At 55.0% G+C, this 15,718-nt stretch carries 12 protein-coding genes; 2 read left to right on the forward strand and 10 right to left on the reverse strand.

The window, feature by feature from the left end; all coding sequences use genetic code 11:
- The 8 genes from ABRZ28_RS19865 to ABRZ28_RS19900 all read right to left on the reverse strand — a co-directional run.
- The coding region (locus tag ABRZ28_RS19865; protein ID WP_330521266.1) for a contractile injection system protein, VgrG/Pvc8 family at nucleotides 1-358 on the reverse strand (358 nt) is incomplete at its 3' end.
- Nucleotides 359-557: 199 nt separating this feature from the next.
- The gene (locus ABRZ28_RS19870; protein WP_330521267.1) at nucleotides 558-1,676 is read right to left on the reverse strand and encodes a KPHS_23130 family T6SS system protein; all 1,119 of its coding nucleotides are present in this window, start codon (nucleotides 1,674-1,676) and stop codon (nucleotides 558-560) included.
- Nucleotides 1,677-1,678: 2 nt separating this feature from the next.
- On the reverse strand, nucleotides 1,679-1,945 hold the full coding sequence (locus tag ABRZ28_RS19875; protein ID WP_319606699.1) for a PAAR domain-containing protein: 267 nt from the start codon (nucleotides 1,943-1,945) through the stop codon (nucleotides 1,679-1,681).
- A gap of 171 nt (nucleotides 1,946-2,116) precedes the next feature.
- Nucleotides 2,117-3,223 carry a Tli4 family immunity protein gene (locus ABRZ28_RS19880; protein WP_330521268.1) on the reverse strand — a complete coding sequence of 369 codons (1,107 nt, stop codon included), beginning with the start codon at nucleotides 3,221-3,223 and terminating at the stop codon, nucleotides 2,117-2,119.
- Nucleotides 3,224-3,249: 26 nt separating this feature from the next.
- Nucleotides 3,250-4,359: a T6SS immunity protein Tli4 family protein gene (locus tag ABRZ28_RS19885; protein ID WP_330521269.1), complete on the reverse strand. Its 1,110-nt coding sequence runs from the start codon at nucleotides 4,357-4,359 to the stop codon at nucleotides 3,250-3,252.
- Entirely contained in the window at nucleotides 4,356-5,954 is a 1,599-nt protein-coding gene (locus ABRZ28_RS19890) for an esterase/lipase family protein (RefSeq protein WP_330521270.1), read from the reverse strand. Before ABRZ28_RS19890 ends, ABRZ28_RS19885 begins: the two co-directional genes overlap by 4 nt.
- Before the next feature lie 584 nt (nucleotides 5,955-6,538).
- Entirely contained in the window at nucleotides 6,539-8,971 is a 2,433-nt protein-coding gene (locus ABRZ28_RS19895) for a formate C-acetyltransferase/glycerol dehydratase family glycyl radical enzyme (RefSeq protein WP_330521271.1), read from the reverse strand.
- A 4-nt stretch (nucleotides 8,972-8,975) separates the two neighbouring features.
- Nucleotides 8,976-9,875, reverse strand: coding sequence for a glycyl-radical enzyme activating protein (locus ABRZ28_RS19900; protein ID WP_319604007.1), 900 nt, complete (start codon nucleotides 9,873-9,875; stop codon nucleotides 8,976-8,978).
- Between the two features lie 145 nt (nucleotides 9,876-10,020).
- Between ABRZ28_RS19900 and fsa the strand changes: the two genes are divergently transcribed.
- Together fsa and ABRZ28_RS19910 are read left to right on the forward strand one after the other, a co-directional pair.
- A complete protein-coding gene (fsa, locus tag ABRZ28_RS19905; protein WP_330521272.1) occupies nucleotides 10,021-10,683 on the forward strand; it encodes a fructose-6-phosphate aldolase in 663 nt (220 codons plus the stop codon).
- 700 nt (nucleotides 10,684-11,383) lie between these two features.
- Nucleotides 11,384-12,130, forward strand: a complete 747-nt coding sequence (locus ABRZ28_RS19910; RefSeq protein ID WP_330521273.1) for a DeoR family transcriptional regulator — start codon at nucleotides 11,384-11,386, stop codon at nucleotides 12,128-12,130.
- 60 nt (nucleotides 12,131-12,190) lie between these two features.
- Here the strand turns inward: ABRZ28_RS19910 and ABRZ28_RS19915 are convergent, their stop codons facing one another.
- The gene (locus ABRZ28_RS19915) at nucleotides 12,191-13,570 is read right to left on the reverse strand and encodes a carbohydrate porin (RefSeq protein ID WP_330521274.1); all 1,380 of its coding nucleotides are present in this window, start codon (nucleotides 13,568-13,570) and stop codon (nucleotides 12,191-12,193) included.
- Nucleotides 13,571-13,717: 147 nt separating this feature from the next.
- Entirely contained in the window at nucleotides 13,718-15,637 is a 1,920-nt protein-coding gene (locus ABRZ28_RS19920) for an FAD-dependent oxidoreductase (protein ID WP_330521275.1), read from the reverse strand.
- Nucleotides 15,638-15,718: the final 81 nt, after the last annotated feature.

Here is a 15,718-nt window from a genome sequence, read left to right on the forward strand (position 1 = left end):
CCAGATGCGGCTCCAGCGTCAGCCGGTAACGCACCTCGTCCGCCGAGGCCGACAGCCGCTGAAACTGCGTTACCACCCCGTGAACCGCACGCGGCGGCGTGGCGTCAGGCAGCGTGATGCCGCCCAGTTGCCTGCCCGGCGGATTGAAGGTAAAGCTGGCGTCCTGCAACAGCATCTCGCCGGGGGCGATATCGCGGCCGCTGGTAAAGGTTATCTGGTAGCAGTAGGTCTGGCTCAGCCCCTCGCTGGCGCTGAAGGACTCCACGTCCAGCGAGCTATCCGCCTCTCCCCTGATGGCCAGGGAATAGCGGTTCTGCGAGCCGGTAAGACGGGTGGCGAGTTCGGATACGGACAGCATGATCACACCTCTTATTTCATTGGAGATCGGTTTTATTGCCGATAATTTGGAAATAACATAAAGCCTCATTATTTTTATCTGCGGGGCTAACGAATTAAAAAAGATTTATTTTTATAAAGGGAAATATTTCCATCAGAAAAACTTCATGATAAAAAATAAAATATCGCGCACCTATTCACAGATAAAAATATCAAGCCATTTAACTATCGATAATTTTCCGCGTCATCAGACAAAGAAAAATTTCTTTATCTCCAGATCCTTTCACTAACAATTGAAGATCCTGATGATACGGCATACTATCTGCCAATAATGCCAGCGCGATAAAATCCGCTACCGGACCGGGGGGGCCAAAAGTATGATCGATAAGATGATAAGGGCTTTCCAATGGAAGAGGAATGTTTTTATTACAAGCATAGATAGATACATCCGCCATTGCTTTTTTGTCTAACTTCGATAGCCAGATGTTTTTTATTTTCTCTCTATCAATACCGGTATATTCAAACAGCATGTCAAGATCTTGCGATAGCGTATCTGACGCCGAGGGCATCACCCTGCCTAATCCGGCTAAAACGGGAAGTTTTTTTTCTTTGGCAAAAGCAGGAGTCGTTATCAATTGCGCGCTAATAAACTCGCTATAACTCTGGGGTTGCGAAGGCCAAAGTTGTATGCCGATAATTAACGCTATGCCTTTATGCGCTTTTTCGTCATACCATGATTTTAGCTCTGAAAGCGACGACAAATGCTCGGGGTATAAATGCCACTGTTCAAAAACGTCTTCCGCGTCTGTATTCACGGCGTCAACCGAAATGCCAGCCAGATAAATGGTATGCAGAAAATACCTATAGTCAGGACATTGACGTTCCAACATGTCGTCTATTTCAGCCAAACGTTGTTTAAGCGTCATGCTTTTACCGAACAGTGGCCGGCCTTTATGGGGATAAGCGGGAATATTTTGAGTATCTTGCAACATAACCGACGCATTATGTTCTTCCGGGGAAGATATTACGTTACCGCAAATCACTAACTGTTCTCTGCTCCATTGTTCCCATGCGATATGCGCGTTTTTCAGTTCGTCATCCCATACCGATTTTTTTACTACCTTATAATAACAATAAAACACTAAAAAAACGCTAAACGACATGAGAATAAAGAATAAGTCACTGATATACTCATACACCTCCAGGATATTTTCTTTAGAGAAATAATCAACGACACAGAGAATAACCTCTATCGCCACCGAAAGATAAAGCAAAATCCAGGTACGCTTGCGAGGAAGAGAATATTGATATTGTCGGGTATCAGGAATCGGCCATCCCATGATTATGCCTCAACGCTGTTATGGGACATGGACGTCAATACGCGACAGCCGCATTGACACAAACAATTGTTTACTGCAACCGCCTTCCCATTATCCTGCATGGTATTACACCCCTCAATAATAGGATTAACGCCATGACCCGGCAGTGGACAGGCGACCAAATCGCCCGCCAATGCAGCCGGTATTCCTTCATAATAAAGCGTTGACGACGCCGTAATCACTTTTCCGCCATGATCGGTTGAATCACCCAGACAAACAATACCACGCATACGTCCTCCTTATTTATATTTTATCTGGCAAGTTGTCGGAGTCTTGAATTTATCCATCGCTCCAACATGTAAAAATTAGAATTTAAAAAACATCTCAATTGTAAAAACAATTAAGTGAACCAACAGTAAGAAGAGAAAAAATAACGATTATCGTCATTAATATAACGGCATCTATCGCGCTAGGTTGTTAAACGCCCCCGGCCGCAGCCGTAACGTCGAGGTGATGCGCTCCCAGGCCGCAACGGCCTCCCTGGGCGGCAACTGTTCATCCGGCAGTGGCTCCTGCCTGAAGATCATACTCAGTGCGGGGGCCTTTGCGCTGTCGGTTTTTTCATTGACGTTTAAAGCAAAACGATGAACGCGCTGTATCGGGTAATTAACGCCGTTGCCTTCCACCAGCCACTCCTCGCCATACAGTCCGTTGATATTGCGTGCGCCTTTTTGCAGCGTGTTCCCTTCCGCCGCCGCGATAATCTGATTTATTTCCGCGCCCCGTTCCAGCAGCGAATCCTTTTCCCGGTTAAAATTATCGGTATCAAGGTTAATCACAATATTAGGGTACTCTGGCGATGTATAACTCAGGGTTACCTCCTCCTGTTGGTAATAATCCCCATCGGTAATAAACATATTTGGCCCGCAAAAACCCGGCCGGTCAGGAATATCCGTTTCATTGCGGCCTTTAATCCGTTTTAGCAACTCCACCAACTCAATCATTTTCTGAGGAACCGAATTTCGATAAACCTCGGGAAGTTGCTGCCGGTCTTTATCGTAGCGGGATGCGGTGCCATTTTCGGCCTCCACCTCCACTTCTACCGCCACCCCGTTGGTATACAGATGCGCTTCCAGTATTCGCGCGGCATCCGGCACTGATTTATCTTCATTGCGTTCAAAAATTACCCCGACCATACCCGCGGGCAGAGGGAACTTACGTTTTAAAAACGGCATATCCAGCGGATCAACGGTTTTCTCGCCACTTAGCTGCGCTTCGCGGCGGCGGATTTTCTGCTCAAACGCCGGCGGGTATATACGCTGGGTTCTTATCGGATGGTCGTTGATAAATGCTCTCAGCACTTTATTCCTTAATGTAAACGACGCCGGTATATCAATCAGATAGCGCCCCACGCAGCGCGTTTGCATCGTCGTTAAAAAGGTTTCCACCACCGCTTCCTCCTGTTGCGTCAAATCCTGTTGCGGCGGATAGGGCGTCATCCATAGATAAACCCCGTAGCTCGCCGCTATCAGCAACAGACAAACGGTAATCTTGCGTTTTATCGCCACGTTACTTTCCCTGTGCATATCGGCGCTTACTTAAACGCCCCCGGCCGCAGCCGTAACGTCGAGGTGATGCGCTCCCAGGCCGCAACGGCCTCCCTGGGCGGCAACTGTTCATCCGGCAGTGGCTCCTGCCTGAATAACATACTCAGTGCGGGAGCCTTTGCGCCGCCGGTTTTTTCATTGACGTTTAAAGCAAAACGATGAACGCGCTGTATCGGGTAATTAACGCCGTTGCCTTCCACCAGCCACTCCTCGCCATACAGTCCGTTGATATTGCGTGCGCCTTTTTGCAGCGTGTTCCCTTCCGCCGCCGCGATAATCTGATTTATTTCCGCGCCCCGCTCCAGCAGCGAATCTTTTTCCCGATTGAAATTATCGGTATCAAAACTGAGAATAATGTTGGAATACTCAGGCGCAGTGTAATGCAATGTAATCTCTTCCCGCTGCTGATAATTCCCATCGGCAATAAACGCATCGCGCAGACAAAAACCCGGCCGATCAGGAATATCCGTTTCATTACGGCCTTTAATCCGTTTTAGCAATTCCGTTAATGCCATCAGATCTTGCGGAACGTTATCATTATAAATACGAGGGGTATCTTTTCTATCTTCATCATAACGTGATGAGAGACCATTTCTGGTTTTTACCGTCACTTCAACCGCCACCCCGTTGGTATAAAGATGCGCTTCCAGTATTCGCGCGGCATCCGGTACGCCTGTATCTTCATTGCGTTCAAAAATCACCCCGTCCATACCCGCGGGCAGAGGAATCTTGCGTTTTAAAAACGGCATATCCAGCGGGTCATAGGTTTTCTCGCCATTTAGCTGCGCTTCGCGACGGCGGATTTTCTGCTCAAACGCCGGCGGGTATATACGCTGGGTTCTTACCGGGTGGTCGTTGATAAATACCATCATATTGTCATCTTCCGCCAGATGGCTGCTTTCCACCGCAAACACCGCCGGTATATCAATCAGATAGCGTCCCACGCAGCGTGTTTGCATCGCCGTTAAAAAGGTCTCCACCACCGCTTCCTCCTGTTGCGTCAAATCCTGTTGCGGCGGATAGGGCGTCATCCACCGGTAGATGCCATAGCCCACCGCCAGCACCAGCAGCGCCGCCATAACCGTTGTGCGTTTCATTGGCCGCCCTGCGTCGTGTGTTTGATTGCCTGCGCGATCCTGACGATCGCCCGTAGCGTAAATAAGCGCGCTTTCTCATCCTGATAGGCGGGTTCATGCTCGACCGCCACCTGACAGCGCGAACGCAAATAACCGGAGGGTATCCGCCCCGAGCGCAGCGGCACCGTGCCGTCGCCGGCTTCAGTGGGCGGCAGCAGCCGGTAGGTTTGCCGCATGCCGCTGGCCCAGCCTTCCCCGCCCAACGGCGTGGCGACCTTGCGAGTCACGCCTGCTTGCCTCTCCCCCACCACCCGGGCATCAGGCGCGTGACGCATCCGCCCCTGGTTCATCCAGCTTTCTATCGCCGGCGTTTCCGCGCGCCAGCATACGTCGCCGTAGGCCGGATGCGCGCTGGCGGCGCTGTAAAACGCATAGGTATTGGGGTGATATTTGCCTGACAGATTTTCGATAAAGGATCTTATGTGATCCTTTATCATGGAAGAGAACATATCCCAATCTCGTTGCGAACGTTTTCCCCCTGGATTAATCAGCTGCTCATCGCACAACCCCCACCATTTATCTCTCACCAGATAGATTTCAGAATAGGGATCTTCTTTCGGGTAAAAACTGACATTTTCGCCGTCCAAAATTTTTAGCCAGCGCATGCCGTAATCCCGTCCGGGCAGCAGTTGCAGCGGCCCCGGCGCCTGCGACAGCACCGCTGTCATTTTCTCCCCATCGTCGCCCAGCACCTGCGCCGCCGCCCATGACAGATAATTCCCCTCCGCATATTCCGTACCCGCCTTCATCCGCCGGTAGGTGGCCGCCGCACCGCGGGCCGGCATCACCCCATGCACCATTCCCAGCACGCAGTCTCTTCCGCCCAGGCATTCGCTATAGTGGCGCGCCACCAGCCCGCCCATCGAGTGAGTGACCAGGATCGCCTTTTCGCAGCGCTTCCCTTTACTGTTATAAAAATTGATGATCTCAGTAACTTTCTTATTCAGATATTCCGCTGAATTTTTATTGGATTCCAGCCAGTTATAGCCGACGGCAAAAACGGGAAACAGATAGTTATAGCTCTGCTTCACTTCCTCTTCTTGCAGCGCCAGCTCGCCGATTTCCGCCGCCAGATCCCGGCCCACCAGTTGATGACGCTCGCCCATGCCATAGGCGGAAAAGTCATTCAGCGCCGCCTGCAACCAGGCCAGAAACGGCGCATAGCTGGTATAAGCCACGCTGCCCCAGCCGCGCTGGCGCCGGCTGCGCAATAAAAACCGTTCATTATCGGATTCGTCGACCTTTCCGCCATCATCCACCACCGTTTTTCCCGGATTTAAGCGCTTTTTTCTTTTTTCCGCGCTGGCGCCGAACCATGTTAGCGCGATCTCTGCCGCGCTATCCAAGCGCCACACTGGGGTTCCTTCTTTACCAGACGTTTTCAAATTACTGCCCATCACCCCGGGAATAAAAAATACCGGGATCACCCGCGTCGGATAAACCTGGCATTGCTGCGTAAAATTGCAGCCCTTCGGATAGCTGTACAGGTCATAAATGGCGTTGCCGCCGTTATCAAACGTCGGATAGATTTTGATGATTTTCGACGGGTCTAACATTATTCCATGTCCCCTTGCAAACAAGCTTTCATCCTCGCATGCGGCGCGGCATCGCCATTAATGGGTAACCGGTAGCGTGAAGTCGGCGGGCGGGTGGAGGTGATGCGTTCCATGCTGTTCCTTGCCATATCCATTAAGAAATTTCAGGAGCTGATTATGCCGAAAAAACAGACGACAAGACAAGTAAATTTTGATAAAAAATCTATAAATATTCCTTAAAAATCAAATTATTGAAAATAAAACGATGAGCAGAGTTATTATTTAAAATAAGGTTTTTAAGAAATCACCTTGCATTACATCTGAATACGTCGCCACCTTCCTATACCTCATTCCCGCGCACAAAAACATCGGGAATGTTTTTGAACGCCGCTTGCGGCGGCCCGAAGGGCGAGCCCCAGGGATGGGGCGAGTAACCGGGAGTCAGCCAATGGCGGTTTACGGTTCAGTAGGCGATTCCCGCCTACTACTGCGGGAATGACTAAGCGTAGCGGAGGATGACAATGGCGTATTACAGGCTTTATCAACAGCCTGACGCCCGCTTTCGCAGGCGTGACGAGTCAGTGAAAAGCCCTCTGAGCGGCGGGTTACAGCGTATGTTCGGTACGGGCGATAATATCGTCCTGCGTATCGGGCGACAGCGCGGTGAAAAACGCCGAGTATCCCGCCACGCGCACCACCAGGTCGCGGTATTGGTCCGGGTGTTTTTTCGCGGCTATCAGCGTGTCGCGCGAAACGATATTGTACTGAATATGCCAGCCCTTATGCGCTTCGAAGAAGGTGCGCAACAGCGCCATCAGCTTATGGCGATCGTTGTCGTTATCCAGCGTTGCCGGGTTCAGCTTTTGGTTCAGCAGCACGCCGCCGAGGATTGAGCCGGTCGGCAATTTGCCGATAGAACTGATGACCGCCGTCGGCCCCAGATGGTCGGTGCCGGACGCCGGGCTGGCGCCTTCGGCCAGCGGCGCATGCGCCTTGCGCCCGTCCGGCGTCGCCATGGTCGCGGCGCCGAACGGCACGTTGGCGGAAATGGACGAGGTGCCGGCATAATAGTCGCCGCCGATCGGCCCGCGGCCGTAACGCGGGTTATGGTAATGCCGCAGCTCATTAATATAGGTTTGATAGGCGCGCACCAGCAGTTCATCGACGCTGTCGTCATCATTGCCGTATTTCGGCGCCTGATTCATCAGACGCTGACGCAATTGCTCATTGGCCGTGCCGGCGAAGTCGCTGTCAAGCGCCTGCGCCAGCTGTTGCTGACTGACAATCCCTTGTTCAAAGACCAGTTTTTTCACCGCGGCCAGACTGTTCCCCAGGTTGGCGATGCCCACCTGCAAGCCGGAAACCCAGTCATATTTCGCCCCGCCCTGCTTGATGCTTTTCGCACGTTCGATGCAGTCATCCACCAGCGCCGAGCACAGAATATCGTGCGCGTTCTCTTCGAGCACGGTATCGACCACATACTCGATTTCAATCGATTTGCGCGTGTAATACCGGATCTGCGCGTCCCACGCCTGCATGACCTGCTCAAAGTTCTCGAAGCCGCCCTGCGACAGCCGGCGCGTCTGCGGCAGGAACAGATTGCCGCTGGTGGCGTCGCGTCCGCCTTCGAGCGCCGCCAGCATCACGCGGGCGAAGTTGATAAAGCTCATACCGGTGCAGCGATAGCCCCACTTGCCGCCCACCGCAGTTTCAATACAACCAATCGCGGCGTATTGATAGGCGTCTTCCACGGCAACGCCCAGATGGATGAACTCGGGAATGACGATTTCATCATTATTGAAGGCCGGCATGCCGAAACCGCAGCGGATCACCTGCACGCAGGCGTCGAGAAAATCGTCGCTGATGCCGGCATGGTAGCGCACGCTCAGGTTCGGCTGGGTCGAGCGCAGGCGGCCGCAGGACTCCAGAATGGCGTAGGAAAGCGGATTAACGGCGTCCGTCGGCCGACCGTCAATCAGGTTTTGTCCGCCGATGGTGACGTTCTGATAAAGCGGGCTGCCGGCGGAGGCTTTCGAATGCGAGCCGGAACGGATCTTGTTGACCTCAAGCAGCTTCAGCCAGCAGCTCTGCAACATTTCGATGGCGCTCTCGCGCGTCAGCGTCTGTTGCAATTCCACATCGCGGCGATAATACGGATACAGATACTGATCCATGCGGCCGAAGGAAACCGAGTGGCCGTTGGATTCAATCTGCAACGCCAGTTGAATGAAATAGCACAGCTGTAGCGCCTGATAGAAGGTTTGCGGCGGCCGATGCGCAATCCGATCGCAGTTTTCCGCAATCAGAAACAGCTCCTGGCGGCGGGTCTCGCGCGTCTCCGCCGCAGCCATTTTTCGCGCCAGCCCGGCATAGCGGTGAATGTGCCGGCTCAATGCCTCCAACGTGATGTCGATCGCTTTCAGAAACTGTTCGCCGTGCAAATCGTCCAGTACCGTCAGGTTGATGCGCGCACGACGCTCGGCGACTTTCTCGCGCAATCCGTCCAGCCCTTTTTCCAGCAGCAGCGGGAAATTTACCGCCAGATGCGCGTCGCCGGAGGTCATATTGCCTTCCGCTTTGATGATGCCGCTCGCCAGCAGCGCTTTTTGCTCGTCGGTAAACATGCCGTAGCAACGATCCTGCACGGTCTGCCCCCGCCACCACGGGCAAATCTGATGCAGCACGCGCTTGTTCTCTTCGCTGACCGAGAACCCCGCGCCGGGGCGGTCGGCCAACTCGTCGATTTCCTTTTCAATCCAACTGACGGTGTACTCCGGGAAAATCGGCGCGGCGCGCACTTCGCCGGCCTGATTGCCGATGATCAGTTCATCGTGCTTAATCCAGATTGTGCGCTTGTCCAGGTGGTCGGCTAGCGCCATCGCCCGGCGCACCGGCAGCGGCTTGTCCATATTTTCCTGATAGACGCGGGTATAATGCTGAGCGCGCTCCGTACACACCGGCGGTTTCACAATATGAATCAACGCGTTTTTATGCGCTTTAATGCGCTCGCTCAACATGGTCAAATTCAGGGTGGTCATAGTGCTATCCTCTCAAGGTGACTTTCAGCCCTTTTGCCTGCGCGTAATGCTGCGCAAAAGCCAGTAATTCGGGATCGTTCAACGGCTTGTCCGCCGCGAGATAAGGCTGGTTTAACAACACATACTTGTTCATGCCCAGCGTGTGGTAGGGCAGAAAATGAATATCGGCGACCTTTAATTCGTCGGCGGCAAAGTCGGTAATCGCCCTGATCGCCGCTTCATCGGCATTGAAATTCGGGATCAGCGGCACGCGAATGACGAGCTGTTTGCCGGCGCGCGCGACTTTCTTCAGATTTGCCATCACCCGCCGCGCCGAACCGTCCGTCCAGGCGCGGAACACCCGCTCATCCACATGTTTGAGATCGGCCAGAAAGAGATCGGTATAGGGCAATGAGGGTTCGATATAGGACCAGGGCACATGCAGGCAGGTTTCCACCGCGGTATCAATGCCCTCAGCGCGGCAGCGCCGCAACAGCGCGCCGGCGACCTCGGGCTGCATAAACGGCTCGCCGCCGGACAGCGTCAGACCGCCGCCGCTGCGCTGGTAAAACGGCATATCGCGCCGCACGACAGCCATAATGTCATCCAGTTCGATCGCCTCGCCGCACACCGTCAGCGCCTGCGTCGGGCAGCAGTTTTGCAGGCGGTCAACATCCGCCTCCGTCAGCCGTTCCCGAAAAATAACCAACCCTTGCGCGGTATTTTCAATCACCTCCGGCGCCGCGCGTCTGCAGAGATCGCAATCGGCCATACAGAGACGGGCGTCAAATAACAGATCTCTTTTTCTGGAACGACTTTCCGGATTCTGGCACCAGCGACAGCCCAACGAGCAGCCTTTGAGAAATACCACGGTTCTGATCCCCGGGCCGTCATGTGTCGAGTAGCGCTGTATGTTGAAAATCATCATATCGATCCGCTATATTTTCTTCATATGAAGATTAAATAGATTTCGAAAGAAATGTATTTTGATTTTTATCAAAAGTTATTCGCGTTTTTGATTTTATACTGAGCAAAATTAGCGATAACTCACATTTTCTGAGGATAAATCGATGGAACTCTATCTCGACACTGCCGACCTTGACGCCGTAGAACGTCTGGCGCGCATCTTCCCGCTCGCCGGGGTGACCACCAATCCGAGCATCATCGCCAGCGGCGGCAAACCCGTCGCGGAGGTGCTATTGGCGCTGCATGAATTACTGGGCGGCGAGGGCCGCCTGTTCGCCCAGGTAATGGCGCAGACGGCGAAAGGCATGGTGGAAGACGCCAAAAAGCTGCATGCCGTCGCCGGCAATGTGGTAGTGAAAGTCCCGGTGACCGCGGAAGGTCTGGCCGCTATCAAGATCCTGAAAACCGAGGGGATCCCAACATTAGGCACGGCGGTGTACGGCGCGGGTCAGGGGCTGTTGTCGGCGCTGGCGGGAGCGGAGTATGTCGCGCCTTATGTCAATCGCATGGATGTTCAGGGCGGCGACGGCATTCAGACCGTCACCGATCTGCAAAAGCTGCTGTCGCTGCACGCGCCGCACGCCAAATTGCTGGCGGCCAGTTTTAAAACCTCGCGTCAGGTGCTTGAATGTCTGCTGGCGGGTTGCGAAGCGGTCACGCTGCCGGTTGACGTGGCGGAACAGTTTATCTCCGCCCCGGCGGTCAAGGCCGCGGTGGAAAAATTCGAGCACGACTGGAAGCAGGCGTTCAATACCACTCTTTTATAGGCCGTTGTGGTTCCCGCGCCCCCTCTTCGCAAGGGTTGGCGCGGAGTCAATCACTACTATTGCGATGCCTGCCGCTACCCCCACCCGACCTCCCCCTTCGCAGGGGGAGGAGCTAAGCGGTTCCCTCCCCTGCGAAGGCTGTCTCTTATACACAAATGCAGGGAGTCATAACGGATTTTCCCTTTAACTCGGCGTGAGAAATTATGCTGAGGTGGACTTGACCGCCGAGTGAGCAGCAGGGATGCTGCGAAAACCAGTGCCGCGTCGGACAAAAACGTCGGGAGCGTTTTTGAACAGCGCTTGCGCTGGCCCGGTAGGGCGAGTCTCAGGGATGAGACGAGTATTCCGTCACTGGCGGCTCGAATAGCGGTCATGGGCGCCGAGGGTACCGCGCCAGCGGCATAATTTCAGCCGGAAGCCAGGGTCCTCAGGGCTGCGGCGTCTGAGCGCCCTGAGTCGGGCGCGTGCATCGACGTGCCATAAAAATACCTTTCTTTTCGCGCACGAAATAACACTGAGCCTACATATACCGTTATCAGTAATATTTGTGACTAAGAGACAATTGTCAGGGGGAGTAGCTGACGCCCTCCCATGCGAAAGGGAAGATCGGGCGGGAATCACTAACGGCAAGGTTTCGAACTTTGCCGGCAAACGCGGTATAGTTGCTTTTATTTCTTTCACTTTTTGCTATTTGGCGGCTATGAACACTCGGCAACAAAATATTATTCAGTTGGTGAATGAACGCAAGAGCGTCAGCGTCAGCGAGCTGGCGCAGATATCCGGGGTATCGGAAGTCACTATTCGTCAGGATCTCAACGCGCTGGAGCGCAGTAGCTACCTCAGGCGGGCGCACGGTTATGCGGTTGCGATAGAAAGCGATGACGTCGATGCCCGCATGCAAACCAACTTTCAATTGAAAAAATCGCTGGCCGATTACGCCGCCACCCTGATTAACGACGGCGACTGCGTGTTTATTGAAGGCGGCAGCACCAACGCGCTATTGGCGCGCAATGTCGCCGAGACCAAAGAGGTCACCATCATTACCGTCAGCCACTATATCGCCCATCTGCTTAAAGATACCGACTGCGACGTCATCGCCCTCGGCGGCCTGTATCAGAAAAACAGCCAGTCGGTGGTCGGGCCGTTAACCCGCAGCGGCATCCAGCAGGTACACTTCCATAAAGCGTTTATCGGTATTGACGGCTACCATCCCGAGACGGGCTTTACCGGCCGCAACATGATGCGCTGCGACGTCATTGATGCGGTGCTGAGTAAGGACGTCGAGACGATCGTGCTGACCGACTCAAGCAAATTCGGCCTGATACAACCCTATCCGTTATCCAACGACCATCAGGTCAGCCGGGTGATCACCGATACCCTGCTGCCGCAGGAATATCGCGACAAGATGGCGGCGCTGGATATCAAACTCAATCTGGTTACGGAATAACGCCGTTGAGAGCAGGGCGACGGGCGCGAGAGAGCAGACTCCCCCGCGCCTGCGACGACGTTACAGCCCGAGCAGCTTGTCCAGCATCACGTTCAGTTGCAGCCAGAAGGTATAGCCGTCCTCCGGCTTGACGTTGGAATAGACGTATTGCCAATTGCTGTTATTCCAGACGCGGGAGCCGGTCATCTGCAAATTAATCTCCGGCGTCAGCATAACGGAGGCGTCGATGCTCAGTTGATACTCGTTGCGCGGCGCCTGCCACCCCGTTCCGCCCAGGGCGTTGAACATATCCTGTGAGTAGCGTTGTCCCCCTTCCGTCAGCCGGCCCCAGCGGAAAGTCAGCCCGTAACTGTCGTGCGGACGACTCTGCCACGGCCCGGACCAGATCAGCCCGACATCCGCCAGCGTGGACGCCCCGGTGTAGGCATTCGATTGCAGGGTCTGCGTGACGCTGCCGTGCAGGCTGATGGCGCTGGGCGACGGATCTTGCGCATCGGCGCCGCCGTCGCGCCGCCACAGGGCTTTCTTGGCGGTAAGGTAAACGCCGGAAACGCCATCGCGGCGACGCGCCGCGGCGCTGCCGTCGTACACTTTGGACGTCCCGTTCACCGTATAGTAAATGTCGTCGTATTCCAGGAAGTTATGAAACGCCATCGCTTCCCAGTTGAATGGATAGGGTTCCTGCCGCCAGTTGACGCGCCGCGCCACATTGGCGACCAGCAAGGTGTTGCCCGACTTATAGTCATCGTCCCACCTTTCCCAGCCGTTGGTGAACGGGAACGCCTGATAGGTGCGCCAGACGCCGACATTGGATTCCAGCGCCGGCGTATAGTGGTAGCCGATGCGCGCGCCCCAACCGGCATAAGGCGCCGGCCCGAACACCGCCGTTTTATTCAGGATGGTGTTCACACAGGACGACTGGATATTACAGTTGGTGAAACCGAAGAACTGGCCGGGGTTGCTTTTACCCAGTTCGATCGACAGCCGGTCGTCCAACAGCTTCTGTTCGTAGGTGAAACGCATCAGGTGCGCCGTCTTGGGAATATAGGGCGGCGGGTCGCCGGCCAGCATCCCGCCGACTTTGTTGCCATATTCCAGATTGTGGGAGAAAGGTACCCACAGTTGCAGGAAGTGAATATTGCCGCCGGGAATAAGTCCCATCTGATCCAGATTGAAATCCGCGCCGGCGAAAAACATCGTATAAGTTTGATGCTCGTCCGTGGTGGTTCCGGCGCTGGGGTTGCCCAACCAGAGCTGGGACGCGAACAGATGCGGCGTAATGCCGCGATCCGCCAGCCAGGCCCCCGCGTCGGACAGCGGACGGCCCGACTGCTCCGCGTCATCGGCGGCAACCGCCGCGCCGTTCGTCAGCATCATGCCGGACACGACGACGACGACGGACAGCATTCTCATCCACATATTATGATGTGTTATTTTCATTATGTTATCTCATTGAAAGCAATGAGACGGCGCACGGTAATTATTCCGCTGGCAGCCAGCGTTAATTATTTTTTACCGCGTTGTTTCCGCCTCTGGTTTTTATGAATGCGGCGCAATCTGCGCCGCATGGCTGATTAGCGATATTGCTTATTTTTTCACGGCGAGTTGCGCCGCGTGCTCGCCGGCGATACGCCCGGAGTTGAGCGCAAAACCATTCGCCAACCCCTGATAAGGCGGGTAACCCGGTACGCTGTAGAAACCGGCCGCATTGTTGCCGACCGCATACAGCCCCTCGATAGGCTGAAGATCCGCATTGGTGACCTGTAAATCGGCGTTCACCCGCACGCCGCCCAGGGAACTGAGGCTGACCACTACCGCCTTAAAGGCATAGAAAGGCCCTTTTTCGACGCCGTAGGCCAGATATTCCGCCTTCTTGCCGAAGTCCTTATCCTGTTTGCCCTTCACATGGCCGTTATAACGCTCGACGGTGGCTTGCAGACGTTCAGGCGCGATGCCCATATGCGCCGCCAGTTCGGCAATGTCCTTGCCCTTGAGGATCGATTTGCTGGTTCCGCCTCTGGTGCCTGCCTCCGCCAGCGCGACAAAGTCGCCGGGTTTGGGCGGGTTGGCCGGCCCGGCTCCCGACAGCGGGAACGGCATGGCGTTTTTGGTGAAGGATTGCAGCGTCGGGGTATCGACGACGATGTAATAATGGCCGCCGACGGAATAGGCGACGTTGGCCCAGAACGCGGTATCGTAGATATGGCCCTCGTCGGCGAAGCGTTCGCCAACCACATCCACCCACAGTAGCGGCGATTTCAGCAGCCAGATCAGCGGGCTGTCCAACGCCGCCGCGGCGCCGCCGCCGTGATGCGCCCCTTCCGAAGGCTCGATGTCGACCAGTTGAGCGGCGTGGATCAAGGCGGATTGCATATCCCATTTCGCGCCGCCGGCCTGCCAGGCCATTTGCAGCCCTTCCCCCATATTGGGCCATGCCAGCGGGAAAATATTCGCCGTCAGCATCGCTTCGTCCAGCATCTTTTTATTGGCGCCGAAACCGCCGCTGGCCAGAATCACCGCCTTGGCGTGTACGGTTAATTTGCCGCCGTCCGCTTTTTCCGCGATAAGCCCGACCACTTTGCCTTGATCATCCTGAATCAGCGATTTGCCGACGGTCTTGGTCAGCACTTTGCCGCCCAGTTTGGCGAACTCGTCGTACAGCGTTTTATAAGCCGCTTCGCCGCCGTTTTTGATGCGGTGATACACGTCCGATTTAATCGGATCCTCCAGGTGCGCCTGCTGTACCGAACTCAGCTTGGCGTCGCGCGTGGTCTCCACGATCTCCAACTCCACGCCGTGCTTGATCATCCAGTCGACCGTCGATGCCGATTTATCGACAATCCGCTTCGTCAACGGGCCGTTGGACAGATACTGGTTATATTCCAATAGCCGCTGCGTCAGCTCGGCGGCGGTATATTTCATGCCTTTCGCTTTTTGCAGCGAAGACTCCACCGCGGTAAAACCGCTGGCCATCCGGCCCGCGCCGCCCAGCACCGGCATCTTTTCAATCACCAGCACCGAGGCGCCCTTTTCCGCCGCGGCCAGCGCGGCGGCCGTGCCGGATACGCCGCCGCCCACCACCACCACGTCAACGCGGGTTTCCTCATCCTGCCCTTGTTTCGCTACTTTTTGCTGATAGCGCGCGACGTCCGCCCCCGCCTTAACCAGCGCGTCGGCGACCGCTTTCTTCACCGCGTTGCTGGTCATGGTCGCGCCGGTCACGCCGTCCACATTCAGACTCTGGTGTTCGACAATCGCCTTACCCACTTCCGGGCCGGCCTTGCCGCCCAACTCCGGCGTTTCCTTACTGGCATCCACCGCGATATCCTTGATGACGCCCTGCGCATCGACGGTGACCGTCACGCCGACTATCCCCTCGTTGCCTTTCTGCGCGGCGCTGTATTGACCGGCGGTAATCGCGGCCTGCGCCGATCCCAACATGCCGCACGCCAGTAATATCGCGGTAAGTCGCCGTTTATAGGTGCTTCCCTTGCTTTTCGTTATCATAATTTCACCTTTATAGAGATAGCTTCAGACTGCCGACAAAGTTATGCGCTTTGCCATTCCAAACTCCCTCCCCCTGCGAAG

The sequence above is a fragment of the Brenneria sp. g21c3 genome (genome assembly GCF_040240345.1).
Taxonomy (GTDB): domain Bacteria; phylum Pseudomonadota; class Gammaproteobacteria; order Enterobacterales; family Enterobacteriaceae; genus Brenneria.